22 protein-coding genes are annotated in these 26235 nt (G+C 57.5%); 13 read left to right on the top strand and 9 right to left on the bottom strand.

Features of this window, described 5'->3' with window-relative positions:
* Nucleotides 1-795: a DUF2085 domain-containing protein gene (locus SE16_RS09850; RefSeq protein WP_054491993.1), complete on the top strand. Its 795-nt coding sequence runs from the start codon at nucleotides 1-3 to the stop codon at nucleotides 793-795.
* A gap of 14 nt (nucleotides 796-809) precedes the next feature.
* Nucleotides 810-1613: a DUF2085 domain-containing protein gene (locus SE16_RS09845; RefSeq protein ID WP_054491992.1), complete on the top strand. Its 804-nt coding sequence runs from the start codon at nucleotides 810-812 to the stop codon at nucleotides 1611-1613.
* Nucleotides 1614-1662: 49 nt separating this feature from the next.
* Here the strand turns inward: SE16_RS09845 and SE16_RS09840 are convergent, their stop codons facing one another.
* Nucleotides 1663-2760, bottom strand: coding sequence for an ABC transporter ATP-binding protein (locus SE16_RS09840; RefSeq protein ID WP_054491991.1), 1098 nt, complete (start codon nucleotides 2758-2760; stop codon nucleotides 1663-1665).
* A gap of 24 nt (nucleotides 2761-2784) precedes the next feature.
* Complete coding sequence (locus SE16_RS09835; protein ID WP_200907176.1) at nucleotides 2785-4422, bottom strand: ABC transporter permease; 1638 nt, start codon at nucleotides 4420-4422, stop codon at nucleotides 2785-2787.
* Between the two features lie 274 nt (nucleotides 4423-4696).
* Between SE16_RS09835 and SE16_RS09830 the strand changes: the two genes are divergently transcribed.
* The 7 genes from SE16_RS09830 to SE16_RS09800 all read left to right on the top strand — a co-directional run bounded on the left by SE16_RS09830 (nucleotide 4697) and on the right by SE16_RS09800 (nucleotide 11147).
* On the top strand, nucleotides 4697-5971 hold the full coding sequence (locus SE16_RS09830; RefSeq protein WP_054491990.1) for an amino acid ABC transporter substrate-binding protein: 1275 nt from the start codon (nucleotides 4697-4699) through the stop codon (nucleotides 5969-5971).
* An 85-nt stretch (nucleotides 5972-6056) separates the two neighbouring features.
* A complete protein-coding gene (locus SE16_RS09825; RefSeq protein WP_054491989.1) occupies nucleotides 6057-6944 on the top strand; it encodes a branched-chain amino acid ABC transporter permease in 888 nt (295 codons plus the stop codon).
* Nucleotides 6941-7963 carry a branched-chain amino acid ABC transporter permease gene (locus SE16_RS09820; RefSeq protein ID WP_054491988.1) on the top strand — a complete coding sequence of 341 codons (1023 nt, stop codon included), beginning with the start codon at nucleotides 6941-6943 and terminating at the stop codon, nucleotides 7961-7963. Before SE16_RS09825 ends, SE16_RS09820 begins: the two co-directional genes overlap by 4 nt.
* On the top strand, nucleotides 7960-8709 hold the full coding sequence (locus SE16_RS09815; RefSeq protein ID WP_054491987.1) for an ABC transporter ATP-binding protein: 750 nt from the start codon (nucleotides 7960-7962) through the stop codon (nucleotides 8707-8709). Before SE16_RS09820 ends, SE16_RS09815 begins: the two co-directional genes overlap by 4 nt.
* Nucleotides 8710-8738: 29 nt before the next feature.
* Nucleotides 8739-9500, top strand: coding sequence for an ABC transporter ATP-binding protein (locus tag SE16_RS09810; RefSeq protein WP_054491986.1), 762 nt, complete (start codon nucleotides 8739-8741; stop codon nucleotides 9498-9500).
* Between the two features lie 15 nt (nucleotides 9501-9515).
* Entirely contained in the window at nucleotides 9516-9827 is a 312-nt protein-coding gene (locus tag SE16_RS09805) for a tetratricopeptide repeat protein (RefSeq protein WP_054491985.1), read from the top strand.
* 21 nt (nucleotides 9828-9848) lie between these two features.
* Nucleotides 9849-11147, top strand: a complete 1299-nt coding sequence (locus SE16_RS09800) for an MFS transporter (protein ID WP_054491984.1) — start codon at nucleotides 9849-9851, stop codon at nucleotides 11145-11147.
* 67 nt (nucleotides 11148-11214) lie between these two features.
* On the opposite strand, the gene SE16_RS09795 is transcribed toward SE16_RS09800, so the two are convergent.
* Nucleotides 11215-12156 (bottom strand): NAD(P)-dependent oxidoreductase, encoded by a 942-nt coding sequence (locus SE16_RS09795; protein ID WP_082373938.1) that lies wholly within the window; start codon nucleotides 12154-12156, stop codon nucleotides 11215-11217.
* Between the two features lie 5 nt (nucleotides 12157-12161).
* A complete protein-coding gene (gene rpiA, locus SE16_RS09790) occupies nucleotides 12162-12875 on the bottom strand; it encodes a ribose 5-phosphate isomerase A (protein ID WP_054491982.1) in 714 nt (237 codons plus the stop codon).
* Between the two features lie 235 nt (nucleotides 12876-13110).
* On the opposite strand from rpiA, the gene SE16_RS09785 reads away from it, so the two are divergent.
* Complete coding sequence (locus SE16_RS09785; protein WP_054491981.1) at nucleotides 13111-13638, top strand: DUF4446 family protein; 528 nt, start codon at nucleotides 13111-13113, stop codon at nucleotides 13636-13638.
* 27 nt (nucleotides 13639-13665) lie between these two features.
* Here the strand turns inward: SE16_RS09785 and tsaD are convergent, their stop codons facing one another.
* From tsaD to SE16_RS09760, 5 genes are all read right to left on the bottom strand, one after another.
* The gene (tsaD, locus tag SE16_RS09780) at nucleotides 13666-14730 is read right to left on the bottom strand and encodes a tRNA (adenosine(37)-N6)-threonylcarbamoyltransferase complex transferase subunit TsaD (protein WP_054491980.1); all 1065 of its coding nucleotides are present in this window, start codon (nucleotides 14728-14730) and stop codon (nucleotides 13666-13668) included.
* Nucleotides 14731-15311: 581 nt separating this feature from the next.
* Entirely contained in the window at nucleotides 15312-17234 is a 1923-nt protein-coding gene (gene ftsH / locus SE16_RS09775; protein ID WP_082373935.1) for an ATP-dependent zinc metalloprotease FtsH, read from the bottom strand.
* A 102-nt stretch (nucleotides 17235-17336) separates the two neighbouring features.
* A complete protein-coding gene (locus SE16_RS09770; protein ID WP_054491979.1) occupies nucleotides 17337-17540 on the bottom strand; it encodes a hypothetical protein in 204 nt (67 codons plus the stop codon).
* A 44-nt stretch (nucleotides 17541-17584) separates the two neighbouring features.
* Nucleotides 17585-18754 (bottom strand): protein kinase domain-containing protein, encoded by a 1170-nt coding sequence (locus SE16_RS09765; protein ID WP_054491978.1) that lies wholly within the window; start codon nucleotides 18752-18754, stop codon nucleotides 17585-17587.
* Nucleotides 18755-18931: 177 nt separating this feature from the next.
* Complete coding sequence (locus tag SE16_RS09760; RefSeq protein ID WP_054491977.1) at nucleotides 18932-21703, bottom strand: glycosyltransferase family 39 protein; 2772 nt, start codon at nucleotides 21701-21703, stop codon at nucleotides 18932-18934.
* Nucleotides 21704-21932: 229 nt separating this feature from the next.
* Between SE16_RS09760 and SE16_RS09755 the strand changes: the two genes are divergently transcribed.
* Genes SE16_RS09755 through SE16_RS09745 form a run of 3 tightly spaced genes read left to right on the top strand, consistent with a single transcriptional unit; the run spans nucleotide 21933 to nucleotide 26214 of the window.
* Nucleotides 21933-24296, top strand: a complete 2364-nt coding sequence (locus SE16_RS09755) for a hypothetical protein (protein WP_054491976.1) — start codon at nucleotides 21933-21935, stop codon at nucleotides 24294-24296.
* Nucleotides 24293-25246, top strand: a complete 954-nt coding sequence (locus SE16_RS09750) for an ABC transporter ATP-binding protein (protein ID WP_054491975.1) — start codon at nucleotides 24293-24295, stop codon at nucleotides 25244-25246. Before SE16_RS09755 ends, SE16_RS09750 begins: the two co-directional genes overlap by 4 nt.
* Nucleotides 25246-26214, top strand: coding sequence for an ABC transporter permease (locus SE16_RS09745; protein WP_160316934.1), 969 nt, complete (start codon nucleotides 25246-25248; stop codon nucleotides 26212-26214). The genes SE16_RS09750 and SE16_RS09745 overlap by 1 nt, the downstream gene beginning before the upstream one ends.
* Nucleotides 26215-26235 lie beyond the last annotated feature (21 nt).

The following is a 26235-nucleotide window of genomic DNA, read 5'->3' as shown; positions in this document are numbered from 1 at the left end:
ATGCAACAAAAGCCGGTTGATACACCATCATCACGACGCTTTGCCCACCTGGTGCTGATGCTGCAAACAGGGGTATATTGGATTGCACGGCATTGGTTGCTGTTGTTCAACGGGTTTTGGGCGCTCTTTCTGGGGGGCATTTTCCTCACGCCGCTGTTGATGGTGGCGGGGTTTGAACGCACAGCCAACGTGCTCTACACGCTCTACGGTTCCACCTGCCACCAACTGCCCGACCGATCCTACTTCTTCGGCGGCGAGATGCGCGCCTTTTTCAGCACCTACGACCTCGCAACGCTCATCGCGCATGGCGCCAACGCCACAAACGAATTGACCTTGCGGGCGTTTCGCGGTGATGCGGTGCTGGGATACAAAACGGCGGTGGGATTTCGCTGTATCGCCGAGTATAGCGGCGTGCTTGGGATGGGGCTTCTGTACGCGCTGGTGCGGCACTGGAAACGCCTTCCCCGGCTTCCCTGGTGGGGGCTTGTCTTGATGAGCCTGCCCATGGCGATAGACGGCACGTCGCACCTCATCAACGACATAACAGGCTGGGGGTTTCGCGATACGAACACGTGGGCGATGGCGCTGACCGGCAACATGTTTCCGCCGGAGTTTTACACGGGCACGCAACTCTGGTCGCTCAACTGGTGGCTTCGTACCTTGACGGGGCTTTTGTTCGGGGCTGGCGTGGTCTGGTTCGCCTACCCACTTTTGAACGAGGGCATGTGCGAGATTGCGGATGAAGCCAAAACGGCGTTAGCGCAAACCCGGCAACGCCTACAGGCCAACGTGTAAAGGATGAGGAAATCATGACGGCGACACCACAGATTCCACGCGCGCAACGGCTCGCTTTGCAGATGCAGCGGTTGGTGCTGTGGGTTTCAAAGCATTGGCTCTTGCTCTTCAACGGCTTTTTTGCGCTCTATCTGGGCGGCGCGTATCTGACGCCCTGGCTCATGCAAGCCGGCTTGGAGACGCCGGCACGCATTTTGTACACGCTATACGGCTTCACATGCCACCAACTGCCCCAGCGCAGTTACTTTTTCGGTGGGGAAGCGGGTGCTTTTTTCGCAAGTTATGATTTGCCAACACTGATAGCGCATGGCGCCAACCCGACGAATGAATTGACGTTGCGCACATTCATCGGCGACCCACAATTGGGGTACAAAGCGGCTATCGCCCACCGTTTGACGGGCATGTACAGCGGCGTGCTGACAGCGGGGCTGCTCTACGCATTGGTGCGCCATAAGCGCCGATTGAAGCCTCTACCGGTGTGGCTGCTCTTCTTCTTCCTGGCGCCGATGGCGATAGACGGCACGTCGCACCTCATCAACGACCTCACCGGCTGGGGGTTTCGTGATACGAATGCGTGGGCGGTCAGGCTTACGGGGGGCGCGTTTCCGCCGGACTTCTACGTTGGCAGTGGGGTTGGCACGCTGAACTGGCTGTTGCGCACAGTGACGGGTTTTCTCTTTGGCTTCGGCATGATTGCGTTTGCCTATCCACTTCTGGAATGGGGGTTTGAGGATATGCGCCGCGAAGCCGAAACGGCGCTTGCGCGCAATTTGGCGCGCCTGCATGCAGCGGCGGCACCCACACAACAAGAACCGTAAGCCCGCGCACGGCTGACCGCACCCACAGCCGTATGTTTCACGTGAAACATCACGCTTGCTGAACCGGCACCAGCCACATGCCATCAGGGCGCACCCGCAAAGTGATGGGCGCACCAACCGCGGGAATATCCGTGCCCGTGGTGGTGATATCGAACACGAGCAAAGCGCCGCTGGTGTGTTGCACACGCACATGAAAGAATGGCCCCCGGAACGAGCGTTCCACAACCTCGCCGCGAACGATATTGACGCCTGTCTCCGGATGTTCAGCCACATGCGCAGCTTCGGGGCGAATCGCCAGCCGTACCGGTAGCGGCGGCATGGTCATCTCAGCAGGCCACTCCACCAGCAAGCGCCCCAATGCTGTTTCGACTTCCACCATATTCGCCGAGCGTGTGCCATATCGCACCACGTTGATGAGATTCTCAACCCCAAAAAATTGCGCCGCAAAAGGGCTATTCGGACGGCGATAGACCGCCTCGGGCACACCTTGCTGAACAATGCGGCCCTCATGCAACAAAACAAGCCAATCGCTGACGGCAAAGGCCTCTTGCTGGTCGTGGGTCACATAGAGCGCCGTGACGCCAACATGCTTCAAAATGCCGCGCACCTCATCCAGCAAGCGGTCGCGCAAAGCACGGTCGAGCGCGCCAAGCGGTTCATCCAGCATGAGCAATCGAGGTTGCGGCGCAAGGCTCCGCGCCAGCGCCACGCGCTGTTGTTCGCCGCCGCTCAGATCCAGCACATCGCGGTCTTCATACCCCTCCAACCCCACCAACGCCAGCATTTCCGCCACGCGACGGCGAATGCGCTCGCGCGGCCACCCCTGCATACGCAAGCCAAACGCCACATTTTCAGCCACGGTGCGGTGGGGAAAAAGAGCGTATTGCTGAAACATCAAGCCAAAGCCGCGTGCATGCGGTGGTACCGTATCAATACGCTCACCGGCAAACCAAATCGCCCCGCGATCAGGGTGTTCCAGACCGGCGATGCAGCGCAGCAACGTGCTTTTTCCGCTCCCACTCGGTCCCAACAAGGCCACAATCGCCCCTTGAGCCGCGCCAAAAGTTATATCGCGCAAAACCGGTTGGTTATCAAAAGACTTGTATATGTTTTCCACAAACAGCAATGAGTTATCCACAATTGGCATTGCTTCTCTCCACCTTTGTTGTTGTCAAAACTCACCAATATCACGATACCGGAAGCGCTCGATAATGAGAAAACCGGTTGCTGTGACCAACATCAACAAGGTGCTCATGGCCAATGCCTGACCATAATTGCGTTGGCCGGGTTGCCCTAAAAACCGATAAATGACCACAGGCATGGTTGGGTATTCAGGGCGCGCCACCAGCGCCGTCGCGCCGAATTCACCCATGGAGATGGCAAAAGCAAAAACCGCTCCCACCAGCAACGCCCGGCTGACGATAGGCACATCCACTTCACGCCAGACGCGCCAGGGCGATGCGCCCAAAATGGCGGCGGCTTCACGCAAGCGGGGGTCAATGCCACGCAAAACGGGCAAAATCGTACGCACAACAAACGGAAACGCCACCAGGGAGTGCGCAATGGGAATCAGGAGCGGGCTGGTACGCAAATTGAGCGGCGGTTCATCTAGGGCGATCACAAAGCCAAAGCCCAACGTCACGGCGCTGGTACCCAAGGGCAAGAGGATGAGCGGGTCGAAAAGACGCCGCAACCAATCGCTGCGCCGCGCACGTTGCCCCGGTACAAGGAAGTAGGCGCTGAGCGTTCCAATCACCAAGCTCAGCGTCATGGTCGCCAGTGCAAAGAGCACTGAGTTGCGCACCGCCACCAAAGGTTTCACGTGAAACACTGAGCGTGTTGGGTTGGTATTCAATGCGCGATAAAATTCAAGCGTCAACTCCCCGCCCAGCGTCAAACTGCGCACCGCCAGCAACAACAAGGGCGCTACCTCGAACGCTAACACCGCCGCCAAAAACACCCAGACGAGCCACGCCCGTCGCCCGCGCAACGGGCGTTCCACAGCAGCCGCACGGCGCAAGCGGAGCGGGACACTGGCGCGTTGTTGCAGGCGCGTATAAGCCACCATGACGACGAAGGTGCAGGCAATTTGAAGTAATGACAACGTCGCGGCCAAAGGTAAGTTGAAAAAACTAATTGTCTGACGGTAAATTTCGACTTCGAGCGTCGCGTAGCGCGCGCCGCCCAGAATCAGCACAATGCCAAAGCTGGTAAAGCAGAAGAGGAAAACAAGCAACGCCGCCGCCCCCACCGCCGGGAGCAAGAGCGGCAAGGTAATCTCACGAAAAACGCGCCAGGGTGATGCACCCAATACGGTCGCCGCCTGTTCGAGTTGAACATCCAAATTCCCCCAAACGCCCCCTACAAGGCGCACAACAACAGAAATGTTGTAGAAGACATGCGCCAGCAAAATCGCCCAAATGGTGCCTGTCAGCACCAGCGGTGGTGTATCCACCCCTAAAAGGCGCATCAATATGAGGTTGAGCCACCCCGAAGGCCCCAGCAAGGCTGCAAAAGCCGTTGCGACGACGACGGTCGGCATCACAAACGCAACGGTCAAAAGGGCGCGCCATAACGCTTTGCCCGGCAAACGATACCGCGCCAACACATAGGCAACAGGCATCCCCACCAACAAGGTCAAGCCGGTGGAAAGCGCCGCCTGCCAAACCGTGAACCAGAGAACGCGCCATATGTACGGGCGCGAAAAGAGCGCTATCACGCCTGCCGCAATGAAACGTCCTTCGGGAAACAGGCTGGTTTGGAAAATCGCCCAGAGCGGATAAAAATAAAAAAGCAACAAATATCCCAAGGGGATACCCCATAGCAAATGACACGATACTTTTAATAAAGTAATTCGACCTCTTTTTTGCGCTTCTTGCTGCATGCCGACCGCTCCTTGGAAGACGTGATGCATTCGATTTTCATAAAAACACGTTGAAAGACAAAAGATTGTTGGTAAAGAAAATAATATTGCTACTCAAATGAGTAGTTGCAAAATCGTTTTGCGTTCTGATATAATGCCCCTGCACCTTCAATCAACATGTTTATTCGTATCACCCGTCGAGTATCCAAAGGAGGATTGTATGCGACGGATTGTCCCTCTTTTACTCTTGCTCGCAGCTCTTCTTTTGACCGCCTGCCCCGCCCCGCCGACGGAAGAAAGTAGCACTAGTGAAACAGCCTCCCAAAGCGAGCAAACCGCAAGCGAATCATCCAGCGGGGAGATGAAAGTCATCCGCCTTGGCGCTGCGGTGAGTGAAACCGGCAAATATGCCCGCGAAGGGAAAGATACCCGCCAGGGCTACGAAACGTGGCGCAAGTGGGTCAACGAAGAATATGGCGGCATCAAAGTGGGTGACGAACGCTACAAAGTCGAAATCATCTACTACGACGATGAAGGCGACCCTGATACCGCCGCCCGTCTTGTCGAGAAACTCATCACTGAAGACAAGGTTGACTTCCTGCTGGGGCCCTACTCCTCAGGCTTGACGATGAGCACCAGCGCCATCGCCGAAAAGTACAACAAGATCATGATTGAAGGCAACGGCGCATCGGAATCACTCTTTGAGCGCGGCTTCAAAAACCTCTTTGCTGTGCTCACGCCCGCCGGAAACTATACCCAATCCGGGTTGAAACTCCTCGCCGACAAGGGCGCGAAAACAATGGTGCTCGCGTATGAGGACACTGCTTTCCCAACCAGTGTTGCTGAAGGGGCGCAACGCTGGGCGCAAGAATACGGCATTGAAGTCTTGGCGGTTGAAACGTATCCGAAAGACGTCGCCGACGTGAGCGGCATCATGAGCAAGTTCAAAGACCTTAACCCCGACATCTTCGTAGGCGGTGGGCACTTCAACGATGCCTTGCTCTTCGTCCGCTCCGCCAAAGAACTCGACTTTGTGCCCAAAGCCATGCTCATCACCGTGGGACCCAGCAACCCCGAATTTGTGTCCGAAATGGGCGCTGATGCCGAGTACATCCTGGGGCCGACGCAGTGGGAACGCACGATGTCATGGAAAGGTCCCTGGTTTGGCACAGCGGAAGAATACGCCCAGCGTTATGAGAAGTTGTGGGGTGAACCACCCACTTACCAAGCGGCTGAATCCACTGCTACCGCGTTAGCCCTGCATGTTGCCATCGAAAACGCCGGCTCGCTCGATACCGATGCCGTCCGCCAGGCCCTGCTCGACCTCGACATTATGACCTTCTACGGTCCCATCAACTTTGATGAAACCGGTAAGAACGTCGCCAAACCCATGGGCACCATCCAGATTCAAGACGGCAATATTGTTGTCGTCGCACCCGAAGAAGCCGCGGTTGCCGAACTACGCTACCCAATGAAGCCCTGGAAAGAACGCTAAGCCAACCGGTATGGGGGGCGAGAAGGGGGGACGTTGCCCTTCTTGCCCCTTCTGTGGCGTGTTAATCGAATTGTGAGGAAGCATCATGGATCGCGTGCTTCAGGCGCTTGTAAGCGGGCTCTTACTCGGTGGGTTCTATGGCATCATGGTGCTCGGTTTTTCCATCATTTGGGGCGTCATGGGCGTCATCAATCTGGCGCATGGCGAATTCCTGATGATGGGGGCGTACATGGCATGGGCGCTCTTTCGCGCATTCGGTTTAGACCCCTTCGCCTCGCTGCTCATCGTCATGCCGGTCATGTTCGTTGTCGGCTATCTCTTGCAAAGCGTTTTGCTGAACCGCATTATTGAACGCCCCCACTTGATGGCACTGCTCGTCACTTTCGGTATTTCAATTAGCATTGCTAACATTTACAAGGTGGTTTACACCGCCAGCCCGCGCAATGTTCCGGTTGCCTACAATGGGTCTTTTGACCTCTTCGGCATTACCTTCCCGATTGTAAAGACCATCGTCTTTTTTGTTGCGCTGGCGCTTATGCTCGCCCTGCACCTTTTCTTGCAGCATACCCGCCTGGGAAAATCCATCCGCGCAGCGGCGCAAAATAAAAACGCCGCTCGCATCGTCGGCATCGAAGTCAACCGCGTTTATGCCATCACCGCCGGCATCTGCATTGCCTTGACGGGCGCAGCCGGTGCCATGCTGAGCCCCACCCAGGCGATTTTCCCCTTCATGGGCGCCCCCTTCACGCTCAAAGCCTTCACCATCACCGCGTTAGGAGGCTTGGGACGTATCCCCGGTGCGCTCTTGGGCGGCATCGTCCTCGGCATGACCGAGGTCTTTGTGGCCACCTTCGTGCCAGGCATTGGCACCAATCTAGGCGTTGCGGTCAGTTTCGTTCTGCTTGTGATCATGCTGATTGTGCGCCCCCAAGGCTTGCTGAGCGGCTTGCGTCCCATGGAGGAAGCCGAATGAACAGACTTCGACAGCATCTCGCACCCTGGCGCGGACTGCTCGCGTGGCTCACGCTCATCGTCATTCTGGCACTCTACCCCTACACAGGACTCAGCGGCTCGACGCTGTTCACATTCAGCCAGGTGTTCATTCTGGTCACGCTGGCATCCAACTGGAACCTGATTGGTGGGATGACCGGCTACGTGGACTTCGGCCACGCGGTCTTCTTCGGAATCGGCGCCTACGTCATGGGAATTTTGGTGACACCTGTGGACATGGCGTTTTCGCCGCATCTCACCTTCTGGCAAGCCCTGCCTCTGGCCGGTTTGGCGTCAGCCCTGTTTGCGGTTCTCATCGGGCTTCCCACACTGCGCCTCAAAGGGCCCTACTTCTCCATCGCCATGCTAGGCACTTTTGTCGCCATGCGCGAAATCATCCGCATCGCCGCCCCCATCACCGGCGGCGGCAAAGGGCTGAGCCTCCCGCCTGTGCTCAATCGCGTCAACGATTACTACTTCACGCTCAGCCTCATGGCGCTAGTAGTGGCGCTCATCTGGTGGATTCGTCGCAGTGAATTCGGCGCAACGCTCATCGCCATTCGCGAAGACGAAATCGGTGCTGAAATGCGCGGAATCAACACCACCTTGCACAAAATCGCCGCCTTCGTCATCGCGGCTTTCTTCACCGGCATCGTGGGCGCCTTCTGGGCGTGGCAAAACACCTACATTGACCCCGACGTGGTGTTCATCGAAAGCCGCACCGTCGAAATGGTGATGATGAGCATGTTGGGCGGTCTGGGAACGGTGTGGGGACCACCTTTGGGCGCTGTGGTACTCTACTTCATGCGGGATATCCTGTGGGCGAACCTACTCGATTATCACCTCATCTCGCTGGGCGTCCTCCTCATTCTGACCGTGCTTTTCATGCCGGAAGGGATTTTGGGCACATTGGGTAACCGCCATAGCACTTCCCTCTTGCGCATCTGGCGGCGCGACCCCCAATCAATCACACCCAACAAAAAACCAGGGGGACCATCATGAGCCAATCAGCAGAACTCCTGCGGGGAGAAAAGATTGTCAAATATTTTGGTGGTCTGGCGGCGGTCAATGGCGTGGATATTGTCGTGCGGTCTGGTGAAATTGTGGGCTTGATTGGTCCGAATGGAAGCGGCAAAACCACCTTGTTCAACTGTCTGAGCCGGCTTTTGCCCATAGACAGCGGGCGTATCTTCTTCAAAGGGCGCGACATCACCCGTGCGCGCCCCTACCAGGTTGCCCGTATGGGGCTTTCGCGCACATTTCAGGTCATTCGTGTCTACCGCAAAATGACCGTCTTGGAAAACATGCTCATCAGCCGCCAATGGCGTGGTGAAACGCTCCTCAGCATGTTGAAACCCAGCCATCCCGAAACCGAACGCCGCGCTCGTGAACTGTTGGATTTTCTCAAACTCTCGCACCTCATCAACGAACAAGCAGGCAACCTTTCCGGTGGGCAACGCCGCCTGCTCGAAATTGGTATGGCGCTCATGCCCGACCCCGACCTAGTCTTGCTCGATGAAGCCACATCCGGCGTCAATCCCACGCTTATCGAAGAAATCAAAGACCATATTCGCGAACTCAACCGCACCCAGGGCAAGGCGTTCTTGCTCATTGAACACAACATCAACTTCATTGCCGACCTGTGCGAGCGCGTCTATGTGCTGAACTACGGGCAATTGCTCGCCCACGGCACACCGCACGACATCATGGAAAATGAAGCCGTCATCGAAGCCTATTTTGGCGCATAACCTGCCAGACAGACAGGAGTTGAACACCCATGACGCAAACGCAACCCGTTATCCGCTCCCCCCTCTCACCAGAAAGGGCATTGTTGCGCGTCGAAGACGTATACGCCGGCTATCAAGATTTCGACATCCTGAAAGGCGTCTCTCTCCACGTGCATGAGGGCGAAATCGTCTGTGTAATTGGCCCCAATGGCGCGGGAAAATCCACCGTTTTCAAAGCCATCTATGGCTTTGTGCGTATCCGTCAGGGGCGTGTTCTGTTTGATGGGAAAGACATCACCAACTGGAAACCCCAACAAATCTTGCAAGCCGGCATCTCTATCGTGCCGCAATTGCGCAGCGTGTTTCCCCAAATGACCGTGTACGAAAACCTGGAACTCGGCATGTACCTTGAAAAAGACAAGCGCCGCATCAAAGAGCGCATCGAATATGTGTTCGAGCTCTTTCCCCGCCTGGCGGAACGCCGCAACCAACTTGCCGGCACCATGTCAGGGGGGGAACAGCGCATGCTCGAAATCGGGCGGGCGCTCCTGCTGGAACCCAAAATGGTGATGATGGACGAACCCAGCGCAGGGCTAGCGCCATTGATTACGCGCGCTATCTTCCAGACAATTCGCGAGCTGAATGAAAAAATCGGCCTGACGGTGCTGATGATTGAGCAAAATGCGCGCCAGGGGCTGGAAATCAGCCACCGCGGGTATGTGCTCGAATTGGGACGGAACACATACGAAGGAAACGCCCAAGACTTGCTCAACAATCCAGACGTGCGGCGAGCATTCCTGGGTGGACGATAAACCGGGAGGGACAACATGGCACGCAAGCCCTATTCCCCCATTGCCTCATACGCCAAGCTCAAGGAAGTCGAAAAAGCGTTGCAAAACGCCCAAACGGCTGATGATATTCGCAACCTCACGCGCAAATATGGGGCTGACATCGGCTATAAAGCCTTTTGCTACCTGCTCACTGGCAAAATGACGCCCGAAGCCATGAAACCGGATGAAGCCGCCATTCTCGCCTTTGAATATGAACAGCAAGGCGAACGCGAAGCCGCACGCGAAATCTACCGTCGTATCCTGGAAGTGCATCCCAACCATCCGCTTGCCAAATCGCGGCTCTCGTAAACCTCGCCCCGCTTCACCACGATGACGCCAGACCGCTCGTTTCAGGCCAACCTAGCCCGCCGCCTTCCCTTCTTCTACGGCTGGGTCGTTGTTGGTGTCTGCTTTGTGGTCATTACCCTGCTTTTTGCAGTGCGGCTCAGTTTTGGACTTTTTTTCGATGCGCTCATTCGTAGCGGCGAATTCAACTGGTCGCGCGGGAGCACAGCCGGCGTCTTTAGTCTTTCGATGATCATCGCCACCCTCGGCGGCATGCCCACAGGCTGGCTGCTTGACCGGTATGGCGCGCGAAAAGTCTTTACAAGCGGCTTATGCCTGCTGATTGCCGGCTTAGTTCTCACCAGCCGCATCCGCTCACTGCGTGAGTTTTACCTCGCGTACGGCGTGCTCGCCGGTTTAGGGATTACCATTCTTTCGCTCCCCGTCCACGCGACCACGATTAGCCGCTGGTTTAGCCGTACCGGGCGGCGCGGTCTCGCCATTGGACTGGCATTTTCAGGCACAGGCATTGGCGTCCTCACCATCATCCCCTTCCTGGAACGGGTCATTACACGTTGGGGCTGGCGTGAGGGGTATCTACTCCTTGCCGCGTTGCTGGGTGGCATCGCCCTCCCCATCACATTGCTTTTCTTGCGCAACCACCCATCCGAACTCGGTTTATCCCCCGACGGTGCGCCGTCGCCACTCACACCAGATTCCACCACACGCGCCACGCCTCACACAACGTGGCACTGGCATGACGCAATCCAAACGCCGGCATTCTGGTTGCTCCTGCTAGCGGGCGGATTGAGCCTTTTCTCGTTGCGCATGGTGACCGTCCACCAAATCGCGCACTTTGTAGACCGGGGGTTTTCTCGTCAAACAGCCGCTACCATTTTTGGCGGCAGTGGGCTTATTACGGGCTTCTCTTTTATCTTTTTTGGGCGTCTGAGTGATAGTATTGGTCGCGAGCGCGCCTTTATGCTGGGCACACTGTTTCAAGTGCTGGCATTTGGGCTTTTGCTCATTGTCAGCCCGCGCTACCCGGTGGGCATGCTTTACCTCTATGCGGTCTGCTGGGGGCTTGGCGAAGGAAGCCGCAGCGGCCTCTTGACCGCCATCGCCAGCGACACCTTTCCCGGCCCCGCTATTGGCGCGATTGTCGGCTCACTCGGCGCCACATTTGCGCTGGGGGCTGCCTTAGGCAGTTGGGTGGGCGGCGTCCTGTTTGATATGACACACACCTACACCGTCCCTTTTTCAATCGCGCTTGGCGCAACGGTGCTTGCCACCCTAACCGTGTGGGCGGTCAAACGCATGACACCAACCCCAACGGCGGCATAATCGCACATAAAAAGAGAGCGGGGTCTCCCGCTCTCTTCCCCACAACACGCATTCACAACAGCCGGGACTACGCCTCGTTGTTTTGCGCGGCTTCCGCCCCCACGACAATGCCACTCAAGCGCTCAATCGCTTTGACCAACGCATGATTGCCCTCATGCCCCAAGCCGGCGCGCTGCAACGTGCGATACAGGTTGAAAATCACCGCCGTTGTGGGCACCGGGACGCCCAATTCATCCGCTGTTTGCAACACCAACCGCAAATCCTTCTGCTGCAAATCAATCGTGAACCCCGGTCGCCAATCACGCGCAATGACCTGTGGACCCCGATTGCTCAACATCCAACTGCCGGCTGCCCCTTCGGTCACTGCTTCCAGCGTTTTTTCCAGGTCAAGCCCGCCTGCTTGCGCAAAAACCAACGCCTCACTCACAGCCAACATGTTGATGACAACTAAAATCTGATTGACCAACTTGACCATTTGCCCCGCACCATGCCCGCCAACATGGGTAATCTTCTTGCCCATGGCTTGAAAAACAGGCATGGCACGCGCGACCTGTTCCGCCTCTCCCCCCACCATGATGCTCAATGTACCGCGCTCTGCGCCTTCACTCCCGCCGCTAATGGGGGCATCCAACAAATGAATGCCGCGTTCGGCAAGCGCCGCGGCAATGCGTTGGGTCGCCTTGGGGCTAATCGTGCTCATGTCAATCACCAGCGCCCCCGGACGCGCTCCATGAATGACACCATTCTCCCCCAGAATGACAGCCTCTACGTCAGGCGTATCACTCACACAAGTGATGATAATATCGCTCTGCGCCGCCAAATCCGCCGGCGACGTTGCCGTGCGCGCCCCTGCTTCGGCAAACGGTTGCATCTTCTCCGGCGTTCGATTCCAGACGCACAGGTCAAACCCCGCTTTGAGCAAGTTGCGCGCCATACCGCGCCCCATAATGCCGAGACCAATGAAACCCACACGTTCGCTCATATGCCCTCCCGCTGGTTCTTGATTCATGCGCCTCATGCTTCTTCGGCGACGCGCTTCACCACCACATCGCCGCTTTCCATGCCAATGACCACTTGCGTCGCATACCCCAAAAACAAACCATTCTCCACCACTCCGGGACGGTTATTGATGGCGGCTTCGACACGCATGGGGTCGTCAATCCCTTGGGGGAAGTGGCAATCATAAATGTAATTGCCGTTGTCGCTCACAAACGGCTCGCCTTGCGCTGTGCGCCGCAACACCGGCTCCACCCCCAGCGAACGCAACCACGCCTCATGCAACTGCCAGCCAAACGTCAAAACTTCCACCGGCAAGGGCGCGCGCGTTCCCAATTTGGGCACAATCTTGCTCTCATCCACCACCACAACCATGCTCCGCGAAGCGCTCGCCACGATTTTTTCCCGCACGAGCGCCCCACCCAAGCCCTTCACCAGGTTGAGCGACGGGTCAACCTCGTCAGCGCCGTCAATACAGAGATCCAACGACTGCACATCATCGAACGAGAGCAAAGGAATACCCAACGCTTGCGCCCGCTGCGCCGTCGCTTCTGACGTGGGGATGCCGGCGATATCGCGCAAATCGCCTGTCTGCAACCGTTGCGCCAAGCGTTCCAACACAAACGCCACCGTTGAGCCGGTGCCCAAGCCCAAACGCATACCGCTTTGCACAAAATGGTCTACAGCGTAGTACGCCGCCGCACGCTTGGCGGCACTTTGCCAATCGCCCATACCGCCTCCTTTCGTCAAATATATGTTCGATTTATCCACACTTCACAAGAGTTATCCACAAAAAAAGGGGCTTCTTCCCCAATTTCATATGACTTTCGACCTGCCAACCCGTTTTGACATTGCAACATTTGTTCGTATCTGATTGGCACATTTGTGCTTTTGACAAGGCTTTGCCCTGAATTCCCACTCTGTGGTAGGATGCAAACCAACAATCGCTTACAAGGGAGGCGCCTTCATGCAAGCGTGGTACGACTTTTTCGAGCAATTTGCTCCCGAACTCATGCTCTTTGCACTCGTCGGGTTGATTGTGGTGCTGCTCTGGACATTCTTTCTCGCCTGGCGGCTTCAACGCCTGTACAGTTTGCGGCGCTCACGGCTACGCTTGCACGCCGACGGCACGCTTGACATTGAAACGATGGTGCAACACATCCTCGATACGCTCGACAAACAATCCGCCCACATGCACCATCTGGAAGAAAGCCTGAACGCCCTGACTCAGCGCGTGGATAGGCTCGCCGGTCATGTCGGCATTGTGCGCTTCAACCCGTTCCAGGAAACAGGCGGCAATCAGAGTTTCGCCATAGCCATACTGGACAGCGCAGGCAACGGCGTCACCATTACAAGCCTGCACAGCCGCGATGGAACGCGCGTGTATGCCAAACCGGTTGAAAAAGGCCAATCTGAATACGCGCTGAGCGACGAAGAACGCGAAGCGATTGCCCTGGCCATGCAACACCGCGCCGCCAAGCCTTCCAGCGCATGAAAGCGGTACGCATCCCGCCAACACCCATCAAAGGGCAAGGGGGGCGTTTGGGTCTACGTCAAGGTCAAGCGGCGAACGTTCACCCCTGACGAGCCGATAGTAAGCCGCTCCGGCAATCATGGCGGCGTTGTCGGTGCAAAGGGCTATGGGCGCCACATGCAACGCGACGTTGTGGCGCTCCAGCGCCTTTTGCATCTGCTCGCGCAAGGGACGATTGGCAGCCACCCCGCCGGCCATCACCACAACCTGCACGCCGTATTGCTCCACGGCTTGCAGGACTTTCCCCACCAAGACATCAATCACCGCTTGCTGAAAGCCCGCCGCAATGTGTGCAACAGGCAACTCACGCGTGACCACCGGCATAAAGGACGCTTGCTTTTTTGATGAAGCCGCAGGCTTGCGGTACTTTTCCACCTCGCGCAAGACGGCCGTTTTCAAGCCGCTGAAACTGAAATCATAGGTGCCAGGCAACCACGCACGGGGGAATTCAAAATGGCGGGGGTTGCCTTGCTCTGCGGCACGCTGAATGTGCGGACCACCCGGATACGGAAGCCCCAGCAACCGCGCTACCTTGTCGAACGCCTCGCCGGCGGCGTCGTCTTGGGTTTGCCCCAGCAGACGATAGACGCCGTGGTCTTCCATGAGCACCAATTCCGTGTGACCGCCACTGACAATCAAAATCAGCGCGGGAAATTCCGGCAAAGGGGCGTCCTGGTCGGGGCGCAGACGCAACCAGGCGCTGTAAATGTGCCCTTCCAGATGGTTGATGCCGATAAAGGGCAACCCCCGCGCAATTGCCAGCGCCTTGGCAAAATTCAAGCCCACTACAAGCGAACCGGCTAAACCCGGACCATAGGTTGCGGCGATGGCGTCAATCGCATCCCAGGTGACGCCGGCTTTTTGCATCGCTTCGCGCAACACTGGCGTGATAGAGAGAATGTGTTGCCGCGCCGCCATTTCGGGAAAAACGCCCCCATACTGGCGATGCAAATCAATCTGCGAGGCAACAACGTTTGACAAGATATCGCGACCATCGCGCACGATAGCCACGGATGTTTCATCACATGACGTTTCAATTCCAAGCACCAACATAGCAGCCCTCACTTTTGGGAAATGTATCACACATGCCAACAAGATGCCTGTTCTTGTTGTGGTGGTAGCATATCCAGACTCACGTAAAAGGGCAAGGTTTTTTTGCAAACAGGTTTGTGCACACGTTCATCCCCATAAAGAACATGTCTATTTGTTTTTTAGACGTAGTAGGGGGCGTGGATAAGTGTATAACTCACGTTTCTGTGTTTCACATCACCGTAGTAGTTGTGGTTGTACCTTCGGGATACCACAAGATGTTGTGTAAACATTCCTTTTGACAATGTGGATAACAGGGCGTTCTCTTGTGGAAGAGTGTGGGGAGATGCCAAAACCTTGATTCAATTCCTGCAAGCACCACCCCCTATATCTTGTGGTATCGGTTTGGAAGCGTGGAATATGCGGGTCTCCTGTGGGAAGTTGACCATAAAGTTATCCCCATTTACCCACACTTTTCCACATCTATCCCAAAGTTATCCACAAAAATGTGGAAAAATATCAACATCCGTTGATAAACGAACCTTGAAATGGAGATAAAAAAAGCGGGAGTCCTGTGTGACTCCCGCTTGAAGGTTGCCGTCTGATTACGCCGGCAGAGGAGACAGGGATAAATCCCCCCCCGCTTTTTTGTCGCTGTCGGTTTGCGTTGATGCTGTCGGTTTCGATGCGGGGGCTGATGGCGCGGGTGGTTCTTCGCCACGCATCAGCGCTTCAAATTCCGCGCGGCTCATCGTCTCAACTTCCATAAGGCGTTGCGCCAGGCGGTCGAGTTGGTCGCGGTGTTCAATCAAAATTTGGCGAGCGCGCTCATACGCGTGCGTGACCAGTTTACGCACTTCTTCGTCGATCATCTGCGCCACTTCTTCGCTGTAATTGCGCTGTTCGGCAATCTCACGCCCCAGGAACACCATTTCCTCTGTATCACCAAAAGTCAGCGGACCCAGTACATCGCTCATGCCGTAGCGTGTCACCATTGAGCGCGCCATGTGAGTGACTTTTTCCAGGTCGTTGCTGGCGCCGGTGGTGACATCGCCAAAAACGAGTTCTTCGGCGATGCGTCCACCCAGCGCCGCCGCCATTTCATCCAGGAATTTGGATTTGCGCATAAACATGCGGTCTTCCGCCGGCGGGTTGAGCACATAGCCGCCGGCCATGCCGCGTGCAACAATGCTGATTTTGTGCACGGGGTCGCAATTGGGCAGGTGGTAGATGACAACCGCATGCCCCGCTTCGTGATAGGCGATGACGCGCTTTTCGTGTTCGCTGATGATGCGGCTCTTGCGTTCCGGCCCCGCCAACACCCGTTCGATGGCTTCCTGGAATTCCGCCATGCTAATGGTGCGGCGGTTGCGGCGTGCCGCCAGAATAGCGGCTTCGTTCACCAGGTTTTCCAGGTCGGCGCCGGTGAAGCCTGGCGTTTGTTGGGCGATAGCGTCCAGGTCTACGTCTTTGGCAAGCGGTTTGCCGCGCACGTGCACGTCCAGAATGGCGCGGCGACCACGCAGGTCGGGGCGGTCGAGCACGACGCGGCGGTCGAACCGCCCAGGGCGCAGCAACGCCGGGTCGAGAATGTCGGGGCGGTTGGTGGCGGCAATCACGATGACGTTGGTATCGGTATCGAAGCCGTCCATTTCCACCAGAATCTGGTTGAGCGTCTGCTCGCGTTCATCATGGCTCCCGCCCAGGCCGGCGCCGCGATGCCGCCCGACGGCGTCAATCTCGTCAATGAAAATGATGCAGGGACTGTTGCGCTTCGCCTGCTCGAAGAGGTCGCGCACGCGGCTCGCGCCGACGCCTACGAACATTTCTACAAACTCACTCCCCGAAATGCTGAAGAAAGGCACACCCGCTTCGCCGGCGACGGCACGCGCCATGAGCGTTTTGCCGGTTCCCGGCGGCCCGACCATGAGCACGCCTTTGGGAATACGCGCGCCCAGCGAAACGAATTTTTCGGGTTCGCGCAGAAACTCAACGACCTCTTTCAGTTCTTCCTTGGCTTCGTCCGCACCGGCGACGTCGTCAAAGGTGACTGTGGGCTTGTCGCCGCTGAACATGCGTGCGCGGCTTTTTCCAAACGACATCGCCTGATTGTTCGAGCCTTGGGCTTGCCGCAGCATGAAGAAGAGGAAGCCGGCAAACAGGAGAAGCGGCAGGAAAGACCCCAGCACACTGAGCAAGGCGCCCCATTGTGAGGGGGGCTCATAGATGATATCCACGCGGTTCAACTGTTCAGGCGTCACGCCAAAATCGCGCAGAAGTTTTGTGATGTCGGCGTCGGGTTCGAGCGTGGCGCGATAGCGGTCACCGCGGCGTGTGATGATGGTGGCGGTGTTGTTGCTGACGCGGATTTCGCGTACTTCGCCGTCCATGACGGCTTGCGCAACCGTGTTCAGCGCGACAACCTGGGTTGGTTCGGAAGATGTCAACATGCTGTACACAAACAGACCGAATGCGCCGAACAGCAAAATATACAGAATGTACGACCGTGGATTGCGTGAAAAGTTCATAGGCTATTTACCACCTTCAATGTATGGAATCGTTTTATTCTCATTGAATCACGTAACGACTCTTGAACGAGTTTGCTGTATCTGTGTTAGGGCGTACAGATTTTACGTTTCGCTTTGCTGTTTATTTTCTTGAATTATTTCTGTCAATGTTTTTCCTGCAAAGATTTCATCACGTTCTTGCGTGTAATTCCCAAAACCTGTTGTAAATTGTTTTAAAAATCGCACGGTATCTACGATACCCAATTCTCGATACAACACACGCAACGCATGTTGGTTGATTTCAATGAGTGGTCGCTCTTTAGCCATTTTTTAACCAGGAGAGTTTGTATAACCACAAGCGCATTTTGAAATTATAGCCAACCTGTATGGAAAATTGAAAGCACCGTTGCTGTATCGTTCAGCCACCCGAGCAAATTCGATGACGTGAGTTCGCGATAGACGAGCGCGTAGAGTGGAATGAGGCCTAGCACCGCCAGCATGGCCAGAATGCCGAGCAGAACCCCCACCCAGTCCACACCTGGCGTGCCTGGTTGCGGTTCGGCGCGGCGTTGCGGCTCCGCCCGTACGGGCGCCGTGCGATAGTCCGGCGTGCTTGTTGGCGCGGCTTTGGGGGGAGGCGCTGAACGCGCAGCCGCGGCTTGGCGTGGCGGTGTGGTTGGTGTCTGAATGCGAGGGGTGACGGCGGTGGCTTCATTCCCCATGTTCTGGTAGGCGCGCAACAGTCGCGCAACTTCGTTGGCGTCGGCGGGGCGTTGCGCAGGGTCTTTGCTGAGCATGCGCAGCACCAGGCGTTCCAATCCCGGCGGCACGCGCGGGTTGAGTTCGTGCAGCGGTGGCGGGGGTTCGTTCAGATGTTTGAGTGCCACCGCCACGCGGTCTTCTCCCTGGAAGGGCGTTTGCCCCGTCAGCATTTCGTAGAGCAGAACCCCGATGGCGTACACGTCCGACGCCGGTGTGGCGGTTTCGCCCCGAATTTGCTCTGGTGAGAGATAGGCGGTGGTTCCCCACACAACACCCGGCTCGGTGAGATGTTGGGCGTCGGCCATGGCGCGGGCAATCCCGAAGTCAGCGACTTTGACGCGCCCATCGCTGGCAATGAGAATGTTGCCGGGTTTGATATCGCGGTGCACGATGCCTTTGCGGTGCGCTGCGCCGACGCCTTCGGCAACCTGGCGGGCGATTTCAAGCGCTTCGCCGATGGAGAGGCGCCCTTCTTGTTGCAATTTGCGGCGCAGGTCAATGCCGTCCACATATTCCATGACGATGTAGGGGCTGGCGCCCGTGCGCCCTACGTCGAAGACGTTGACGATGTTGGGATGCGAAAAGCCCGCCATGGCGCGTGCTTCTTGCACAAAACGCTCCACGAAAGTGCGTTCGTTGGCGTATTGCGGGCGCAGAATCTTGATGGCCACTTCACGCCCCAGGCGCAAGTCGTCGCCACGATAGACTTGCGCCATGCCACCTTCACCAATCAGTTCAACAATGCGGTAGCGATTGTCAATCGTTTGTGGCAGTTGCATAGGGTCTCACCAAATTCATAAAGTTGCATTGTGCGTATTGTTTGGTATGCGCATTGTAGCCGAGAGTGTGGCAAGATACAAGGTTTTGCAACGCCACAAAGGTCTCTCTCTGCATACCATGCAAGCGTGCCAAAAGCACCACCGCCACGGTTGCGCCGTGGCGGTGGGTTCGTTCTTTCAAGGTGTGATGCTAAACGGCAATTCGATGGTGTCTGTGCCGTTGGTGGTGGTGAGGCGCTGGAAGGTGACCGGATCGTACATGACCACGATGATGCGCGCCCCCGCTTGCGGTGTTTCGCGGAAGGTGATGGTGTGCGTGTCTTCGATGTATTCACCCGCCACCCACGAGGTGGTGGGCGTTGCGCCGTTGCCCGGTTCGTGGTCGCTTTGCCCGATGAGTCGCCCCTCGGCGTTCAATACCTGCACAGAGACGACGTAGGGCGTGGCGATGGGCGCGTCGTTGATGGCTTGCCAGACCAGGCGCACGGTGGCGGTACCGGTTGCGGCGTTGTAGGGTTCGGCGAGTGTTGCGCCAACTAGTTCGGCGACGCCGGGGAATGACTCGCCAATAGCATGCTCGAACGCGGGTGGTTCAAACAGGCGCGCGCGCCCTTCGATGGTGATTTCGCCGATGGTAAGCGGTTCCCCTTCGCCCCAGCGCACACGCACCGTCGCGGGACCTTCGCCGGCGTCGGGGGAGATGATGACAAAGCGGCGTTCCAGCACGGGATAGCCCGGTTGCCATTGCGAAACGGGATAGCGCCCGTAGCCCACGTGGTCGGTGGCAGCACCCAGCACGGTATCGCCGCGCACAATCTCCACGGTGAAGGGATTATCGGGCAAGCCGGCTTCGTCGGCGTGAAGCAGGAGCACAACTGGCAGGCGTTCGCCCGGCGCGGCGCTGGTCTTGGGCAGGAGCGCGCCATCCAGCGCGACGCCTTCGCCCAGCGTGCGCGGTTTTTCGATGGGAATGCCTTCCATGGTGTCGTAAGGGTCGGCGAGCAAGCGCGGCGGCATGATTTCGACCGTACCCAGCACCGCTATGCGCCCCGCGGGGTTGCCGGCTTCGTCAAGAACATCCAGCCCACGCAGGGCTTCTTCTTCGTACACGGTGGTGGCGATGCGGTAGGTGCCTGGCGGCGTGCCCAGCGGGACCGGCACCACGTGGTAGGTCGTGGTGGTTTCGCCCACATCCCACCGCGTGGTGTAGCGGTGCAGTTCATTCATCATCATGATATCCATGTTGTTGATGAGTTGCCCCGCTTCGTCCAGCAGGAAGACCGACACCTTGTAATCCACGTCCACGGGGGCGGGCATGTGCCATTGAAGCGCGACCGGCACACCTTCACCCGCGTAGGCGCGCGTTTCGCTAAACAGACCTTGCAGATAGAAGGTGTTGTTGAAGTTGACAGCCGTCGGTGTGAGCGGCGGCATTTCCACCGGGCGTTCCAGTTCGTACATCCAGACATCGTAGCCGTGGAACGTTTGATGGTCGGCGAGCCGCCCAGCGGTTTCCAGCAAGAAGGGCAGGAAGCGTTTGTCGTCCGTCACCGAGAGGTCCCAGTGAATGAGGAAGACGCGCTTTTTGCCGGCGCTGACGGCTTGCAAATCAGCCAGCCCCGCGGCTTCACGCCCACGCATTTTAATGCCGCGAATGGGCGCGGGACCAGTGTAATACTGCTCAAGCGTGTAATCTTCCGAGTCGAACACAATGGCATCGTCGGCGGTGGTCACACTGTCAAGATAGCGGGCGAGGCTGCGTGTGTCGGCGCGGTAGTAGGCTTCATCGTAATAGACAATCCACAAGCCGCGCGCAAATGTGGCGCTGATACTGAGCAGCAGCGCCAGCAAGAGCCCCCAACTGAGCCAGCGCCACCGCTTTGGCTGTGAGAGGTCGGCGAGGAGTGCGCCCACCGTCAGGAAGAGCGCGGGTGTGAGCATCATCACATAGCGGGGGTGAATGAGCGGCTTCCACTGCATCAGCCCGAACACGGCGAGCAACGGGATGGCAAACGCGGCAGTCCAGAGGCTGAGCATGCCCAAATCGCCGGTGCGGCGTTCGCGCCACCAGCGCACCACTACGAACACAAACGCCGCCACGAAGAAGACGCCAAACCAGCCTGAGGCGGCGACGACGAAGGGGCGCGGTGGTTCTTGGCCCGGGTTGCCCAGTGCGCCGCGCACGCCAATGTTGAAGAAATGCCACACCAGGGTGATGAAGTCCATGAAGGGCAGTGGGGTGGCGCGTTCATCGCTGTGGCGCAACGATTGGCGGATGGCGAAAGGCAGCCATGGGAAATACGAGACGGCAGCCAGCACCTGAGAGATAAACCAGGCGCGTGCATTTTGCCAGCGCAGCGCGCCGTGTTGGCGCGCCAGCAACACCAGCAATACCAGATTGATACAGACAATTCCCACCGATGAGAAATAGTGGGTGTACATCATCGCCGATTCGACGAGAATGAGCGCCCCCAACGTGCGCCACGACCAGCGCTCGCTTTCCGCCAGACGCATCAGCAGCCAGATGGCGGCCAGGTATTCGAGCGCAAAGAGCGTGTACATGCGCACTTCTTGCGAGTAGTAAACGTAAAGCGGCGAAAAGACGCTCACCAACGCCGCCCAAAACCCCACACGTTCATTGAACCCTTTTTTGCCCACCTGGTAGATGAACGGGATGAGCAACACGTTCAAAAAGGTGGAGAAGAGGCGCGTGGAAAATTCAGTATAGCCGGTAAATGTGCCCCAAATCGAAAGCAAGACGTAGTAGAGCGGCGGATGGATATCCACCGAAGTCATTTTGATGGCGGTGATGATACCATGCCGTGCCAGATAGGTGCTATACCCTTCATCCCACCACCAACTTTGAACATCAATCCGGTGAATACGAAGGGCAAACGCCAGCAGTGTAAGCCCCAGTATGCCCCATTGGGTACGCTGTCGGTTGGTCATGCGTCACAACCTCGTTTCCAGGTTCTGAATCTGTTTCAAAGCGGCAGATTATACGTTAATGGGCGGGGAGAGCAAAGCCTGATTTTTCCATACCGTCTGAACCGCTCCGCTTCCGTGCGCAACACTCCCTGCACTGCACAGACCCCGGCGGGGATTGCCGCCTTTGTCTTCTTTGAACCTTCTCACTATACTTGCGCCACCTTGCCAACCAACTGATGACGAGGGCGTTATGAACAGACGCCGTCTTCTTTGGCTTCTTCTGGGCGTTGTCTGGTTGCTCTTTGCCACACCGGTGAATGCCCAAGACCCCATCGAAGTGGACATCCAACCCTTCTTTGATGGTCACATGAAACTCGGCGCCCTTCATCCGGTGCGTATCGTGCTCCACAACCAAGGGGGCACGCGCGACGTGGTGGTCTCGGCACGCTTTGTTGGGCGTGCCGGGCTTGTCGAACGTGAGGTCAATCTCCCCACGGGGGCGCAAAAAGCCGTCACGCTCTTTATGCCGACGTCCTCGGGGTTGTTGAATAAAGCCACCTTGCGCGTCATTGTCCGCGATATGGCGTCCGATGAGGTGCTGGTACGCCAAGACGTCACGGTGACGCTCCACACCAGCGACGTGCTGTTTGTCGGGCGTGTGCGCGGCGCGGGCAGAGGGCTGGATTTTCTCACATCGCGTGAAATGCAAATCGCCGACGTTCCCCTTGCGTCCTTGCCGGAACACCCCGCCGTCTTGCATATGCTTGACGTGCTGATCATCAGCGGCGTGGATACGTCGCGGCTTTCGCCGGCGACCCAGCGCAGTTTGGTGGCGTGGGTCAACCGCGGGGGCGTCCTCGTGCTCGGTGGTGGGGCGGACGCCGCGGCTGTGTTGAGCGGATTGCCGGAGACGCTTCAACCGGTGCGGCTCAATGCCACCGAGACTGTGAACGCCGACGACCTGTCCATACTTGCCGAGACGACGGGCGAACAGCTTCGCCTTGCGGGGGATTTTGTGTTTGCGAACGCCACACCGACCACCGGCTTTGTGCAACTGGCGCTGGCGGACGGTCGCCCCCTGGTGGTGCAACGTCGTTTGGGCTATGGCGTCATCTACTGGCTGGCGCTCGACCCCAACCAGGCGCCTTTTGACGCTTGGGCGGGACGTGAAACGTTTTGGACCTACCTGCTCCCTTCGTCAATGATGACCTACATCCAGCCCGTGTTCCAACTCAACGCTTGGGCAATGCGCTCCACTTCCAATCTGCTGGCGCTGACCGTCCCCTCCTTGGGCGTCTTGGGCGTGGTCTTGTTGCTTTACATCATCTTTGTTGGCCCTATCAACTACCTCTTCTTGCGCTGGAAACAGCGTCTGGAATGGGCGTGGCTCACCATTCCCCTCTTTACGCTGGTCTTTTCCGTCGTTACGTACATGTGGGGTACGCGTCTGCGTGGGACTGATTTGTGGTTGGCTGAAATGGGGGTGGGCTTCCTGTTGCCCAATGATACCCTCGAAAGCGAGGGAGGCGCGCTCTTCTTCTCGCCCTACGATGACACCTTCACGATTGAAGCCCCCGGTGACGTCGTGTTCGCCCCCTTGCCCGACGGGACATTTGACGTTCAACCCGCGTCCACGGCGAGTGTGTACACGTTCCGCTTTGGCGACCGTGCGCAGGCAGGCCCGATTCAAACACGCCCTGGGGCGCAAACCGTCTTCTACGTTTCGCCCCCCGTCCAATCCGCCCCCGTGCACATTGAAACGCGCCTCACGCCGGACATTGTGGAAATTCAGGTCACCAATACAGGCACTGTGCCGCTGAAACACCTGGTGCTTGGGCGCGGAAAAACCATTACGCGCCGCTCCGAACTTGCGCCTCAGGAGACCTGGACGGTGCAGTGGAATGTCAACATCTTTGCGCCTTCGGCAGAGAGCACGTTTATATGGCCAGGCGGCTACTTCGTTCCCGACAGTGGAGATGATGAAAATCGCCGTATCGCCCGCGACCAATTTGTGTCCGCCTTGCTCAATCTCCCCTTTGCCAGCAATATGCCGCCGCCCACCTTTGAAGGCGAACTCGATCCGTTTCTTTCGCTGTTCCAGGCCCCACTGGGAAGCGCCATTTGGTTTGGCGCATGGCTGGATGAACCGCTTTACAATCTCAGCGTAGCCGGAAATCCCGCCAAAACCGTCGGCATGCACCTGTTGCTGGCGCGTATCACGCCCGCAGCCCCCAATGCCGCCTACATCGTGCCGGGCGATATTCCGCTTTGGCCTGAACGCCCATTTTTGGCGCTCGACCGTTGCACGTCCTGGTGGGGAATGGGCGTCGCCAATGAAGAGATGACCTTCTCCGCATGGCTTCCCACCCCCCAACCCGGCGATACCATCTTGCTGGGAAAAGCCTACCTGGGATCCTCTCAAACGCGCACGCTTGAAGTACTGAATGTGCGCACAGGTGAATGGGAGCAAGTCGCCTATGAAAGCGGCCTTGTGCGTTTACCCGTTGCTGACTATGCCGATGCCAACGGACGCGTGCGCATTCGCGTGCAACCGAACAACATGTGCGCCTATCCCGCTATCGGACTTGAACGAACAACCGGAGCAGGCTCATGAGTACCCAGCCCCTCGCTATCGAAACACGCCATCTCACCAAGCGCTATGGTTCGCTCGTGGCGGTGGATTCGCTTTCGCTCGCGATTCCACGGGGTGTTGTCTGCGGCTTCATTGGACCCAATGGCGCCGGCAAAACCACCACCCTGCGCATGCTCGCCGGCTTGCTCAAACCGACGTCGGGTGAAATTCGCATCGAGGGGGTGGACATTCTCGCCGAACCGGAGCGCATCCCCTGGCTGATTGGCTACATGCCCGACTTTTTCGGTGTCTATCATGACATGAAAGTTTGGGAATACCTCGATTTCTTTGCGCGCGCCTACCGTATCCCCGCCGCTCGGCGTCCCGGATTGATTGCTGACTTGCTCGAACTGGTGGACCTGTCGCACAAACGCGACGCATTCGTGCAGTCGCTCAGCCGCGGCATGCGCCAGCGGCTCTGTTTGGCGCATACTCTCGTGCACGACCCCCATGTGCTCTTGCTGGACGAGCCCGCCAGTGGGCTGGACCCCCGCGCCCGTGTGGAAATGCGCGAATTATTGCGCGAACTGGGGCGCATGAACAAAACCGTCTTCATTTCCAGCCACATCCTGACCGAATTGGCCGAACTCTGCGACATGGTGGTCATCATCGAAAAGGGGAAACTGGTCACGGCGGGCAATGTGCGCGAAATCAGCGCCATGACCCAGGGGTATCGGCTCTTGCAGGTGGAACTGCTCGCCCCTGACCGCGATACCCCCAAAGCCCTGGAACTGCTTCGTCAAACGCCCGGCGTCCAAGACGTTTTCACCACCGACGACCATCTGGAAATCGCATTTGCCGGCGACGCCGCGCAACAAGCCGCGTTGCTGGAACGCCTCATCCACGCGGGGATTTCCGTGCTTACATTTGGCGAAGCCACCACCGACCTGGAAGACCTCTTCTTGCAACTGACGAAAGGCGAGGTGCAATGATGAAACTCGCACGCCTCCCCCGCCCCACCACAATTGAAATCAACCCGGTGTTGCTGAAAGAAATTCGTGGGCGTATGCGCGGCGTGCGCGCCTTCATCCTGCTCACGGCGAACCTGGCGCTACTCGCCTTCTTCACCGGGCTTTTTTACCTGGCGCAACGCTCAAGCATGGGCACGCCTTTTGGGCCTACGCCGGCGGAAGTGGGCTGGAACCTTTTTGTCGCGATCGCCTTCATGCAGTTTCTCATTATTCTGTTTGGCGTTCCCTCGCTTGCCGCCAACACCATCAGTAGCGAGTATGAAAACCAAACCTACGAAATGTTGTTGACAACGCCGCTCTCGGCGCGCAGCATCGTTCTGGGAAAACTCTTCGCCATGCTGGCGTATGTGGTCATCACGCTTCTCTCTGCGTTGCCCCTGTACAGTCTTGTGTATGTGTTGGGGGGCTTCCGGTGGACGGACGTCTTCAAAGCCAACGTGGGCATGCTCTTCCTCGCCACCTTGTTTAGCATCATCACCATGTGCAACTCCGCCTGGCTGCGACGCACCGTGCGCGCTTCTGGGCTTTCCTACTTCCTGATTGGTGGCTGGACGGCGTTCCCCTATGTTTTTGCCATTTTTGATGGTATCCTGAATGAGGCCTCCCCACTGCGCCTTTGGTTTCTCTTCTCCCCCCTTTCGTTCTATGCCTCATTGCTCGCCGCTTCTGAAAACAGCATTTTGCATGGCTCGAGCGGGCAAACCAGCACGCAAACGCCCACTTGGCAATTGAGCGTTTTCCTCTTTGTGGCAGTCGTCGCCGTTTTCTTCATCTTGACGACGCGTCTGGTGCTCCCCGAAGCACGCCGAGCGCCGCGCTCACGCACCTTTGTCATGATTGCGCTGGTCGTTGTGGCTGTGACGATTGCCGCTTTGTTGGTGCATCCCCCATCTGTATGGAAAACGATTTTCGAGCGCCCCGCATTCTAGCGGGGGAACGGTTGCAGCCTG

The sequence above is a fragment of the Ardenticatena maritima genome (genome assembly GCF_001306175.1).
Lineage (GTDB): Bacteria > Chloroflexota > Anaerolineae > Ardenticatenales > Ardenticatenaceae > Ardenticatena > Ardenticatena maritima.
Note: the sequence above shows the minus strand (reverse complement) of the source record. Positions and strands in the feature narration are given on the sequence as shown.

Coding starts and splice junctions, on each gene's coding strand:
- SE16_RS09850 (WP_054491993.1), top strand. CDS start 1: ATGCAACAAAAGCCGGTTGATACACCATCATCACGACGCTTTGCCCAC.
- SE16_RS09845 (WP_054491992.1), top strand. CDS start 810: ATGACGGCGACACCACAGATTCCACGCGCGCAACGGCTCGCTTTGCAG.
- SE16_RS09840 (WP_054491991.1), bottom strand. CDS start 2,760: ATGCCAATTGTGGATAACTCATTGCTGTTTGTGGAAAACATATACAAG.
- SE16_RS09830 (WP_054491990.1), top strand. CDS start 4,697: ATGCGACGGATTGTCCCTCTTTTACTCTTGCTCGCAGCTCTTCTTTTG.
- SE16_RS09825 (WP_054491989.1), top strand. CDS start 6,057: ATGGATCGCGTGCTTCAGGCGCTTGTAAGCGGGCTCTTACTCGGTGGG.
- SE16_RS09820 (WP_054491988.1), top strand. CDS start 6,941: ATGAACAGACTTCGACAGCATCTCGCACCCTGGCGCGGACTGCTCGCG.
- SE16_RS09815 (WP_054491987.1), top strand. CDS start 7,960: ATGAGCCAATCAGCAGAACTCCTGCGGGGAGAAAAGATTGTCAAATAT.
- SE16_RS09810 (WP_054491986.1), top strand. CDS start 8,739: ATGACGCAAACGCAACCCGTTATCCGCTCCCCCCTCTCACCAGAAAGG.
- SE16_RS09805 (WP_054491985.1), top strand. CDS start 9,516: ATGGCACGCAAGCCCTATTCCCCCATTGCCTCATACGCCAAGCTCAAG.
- SE16_RS09800 (WP_054491984.1), top strand. CDS start 9,849: ATGACGCCAGACCGCTCGTTTCAGGCCAACCTAGCCCGCCGCCTTCCC.
- SE16_RS09795 (WP_082373938.1), bottom strand. CDS start 12,156: ATGAATCAAGAACCAGCGGGAGGGCATATGAGCGAACGTGTGGGTTTC.
- rpiA (WP_054491982.1), bottom strand. CDS start 12,875: ATGGGCGATTGGCAAAGTGCCGCCAAGCGTGCGGCGGCGTACTACGCT.
- SE16_RS09785 (WP_054491981.1), top strand. CDS start 13,111: ATGCAAGCGTGGTACGACTTTTTCGAGCAATTTGCTCCCGAACTCATG.
- tsaD (WP_054491980.1), bottom strand. CDS start 14,730: ATGTTGGTGCTTGGAATTGAAACGTCATGTGATGAAACATCCGTGGCT.
- ftsH (WP_082373935.1), bottom strand. CDS start 17,234: ATGAACTTTTCACGCAATCCACGGTCGTACATTCTGTATATTTTGCTG.
- SE16_RS09770 (WP_054491979.1), bottom strand. CDS start 17,540: ATGGCTAAAGAGCGACCACTCATTGAAATCAACCAACATGCGTTGCGT.
- SE16_RS09765 (WP_054491978.1), bottom strand. CDS start 18,754: ATGCAACTGCCACAAACGATTGACAATCGCTACCGCATTGTTGAACTG.
- SE16_RS09760 (WP_054491977.1), bottom strand. CDS start 21,703: ATGACCAACCGACAGCGTACCCAATGGGGCATACTGGGGCTTACACTG.
- SE16_RS09755 (WP_054491976.1), top strand. CDS start 21,933: ATGAACAGACGCCGTCTTCTTTGGCTTCTTCTGGGCGTTGTCTGGTTG.
- SE16_RS09750 (WP_054491975.1), top strand. CDS start 24,293: ATGAGTACCCAGCCCCTCGCTATCGAAACACGCCATCTCACCAAGCGC.
- SE16_RS09745 (WP_160316934.1), top strand. CDS start 25,246: ATGAAACTCGCACGCCTCCCCCGCCCCACCACAATTGAAATCAACCCG.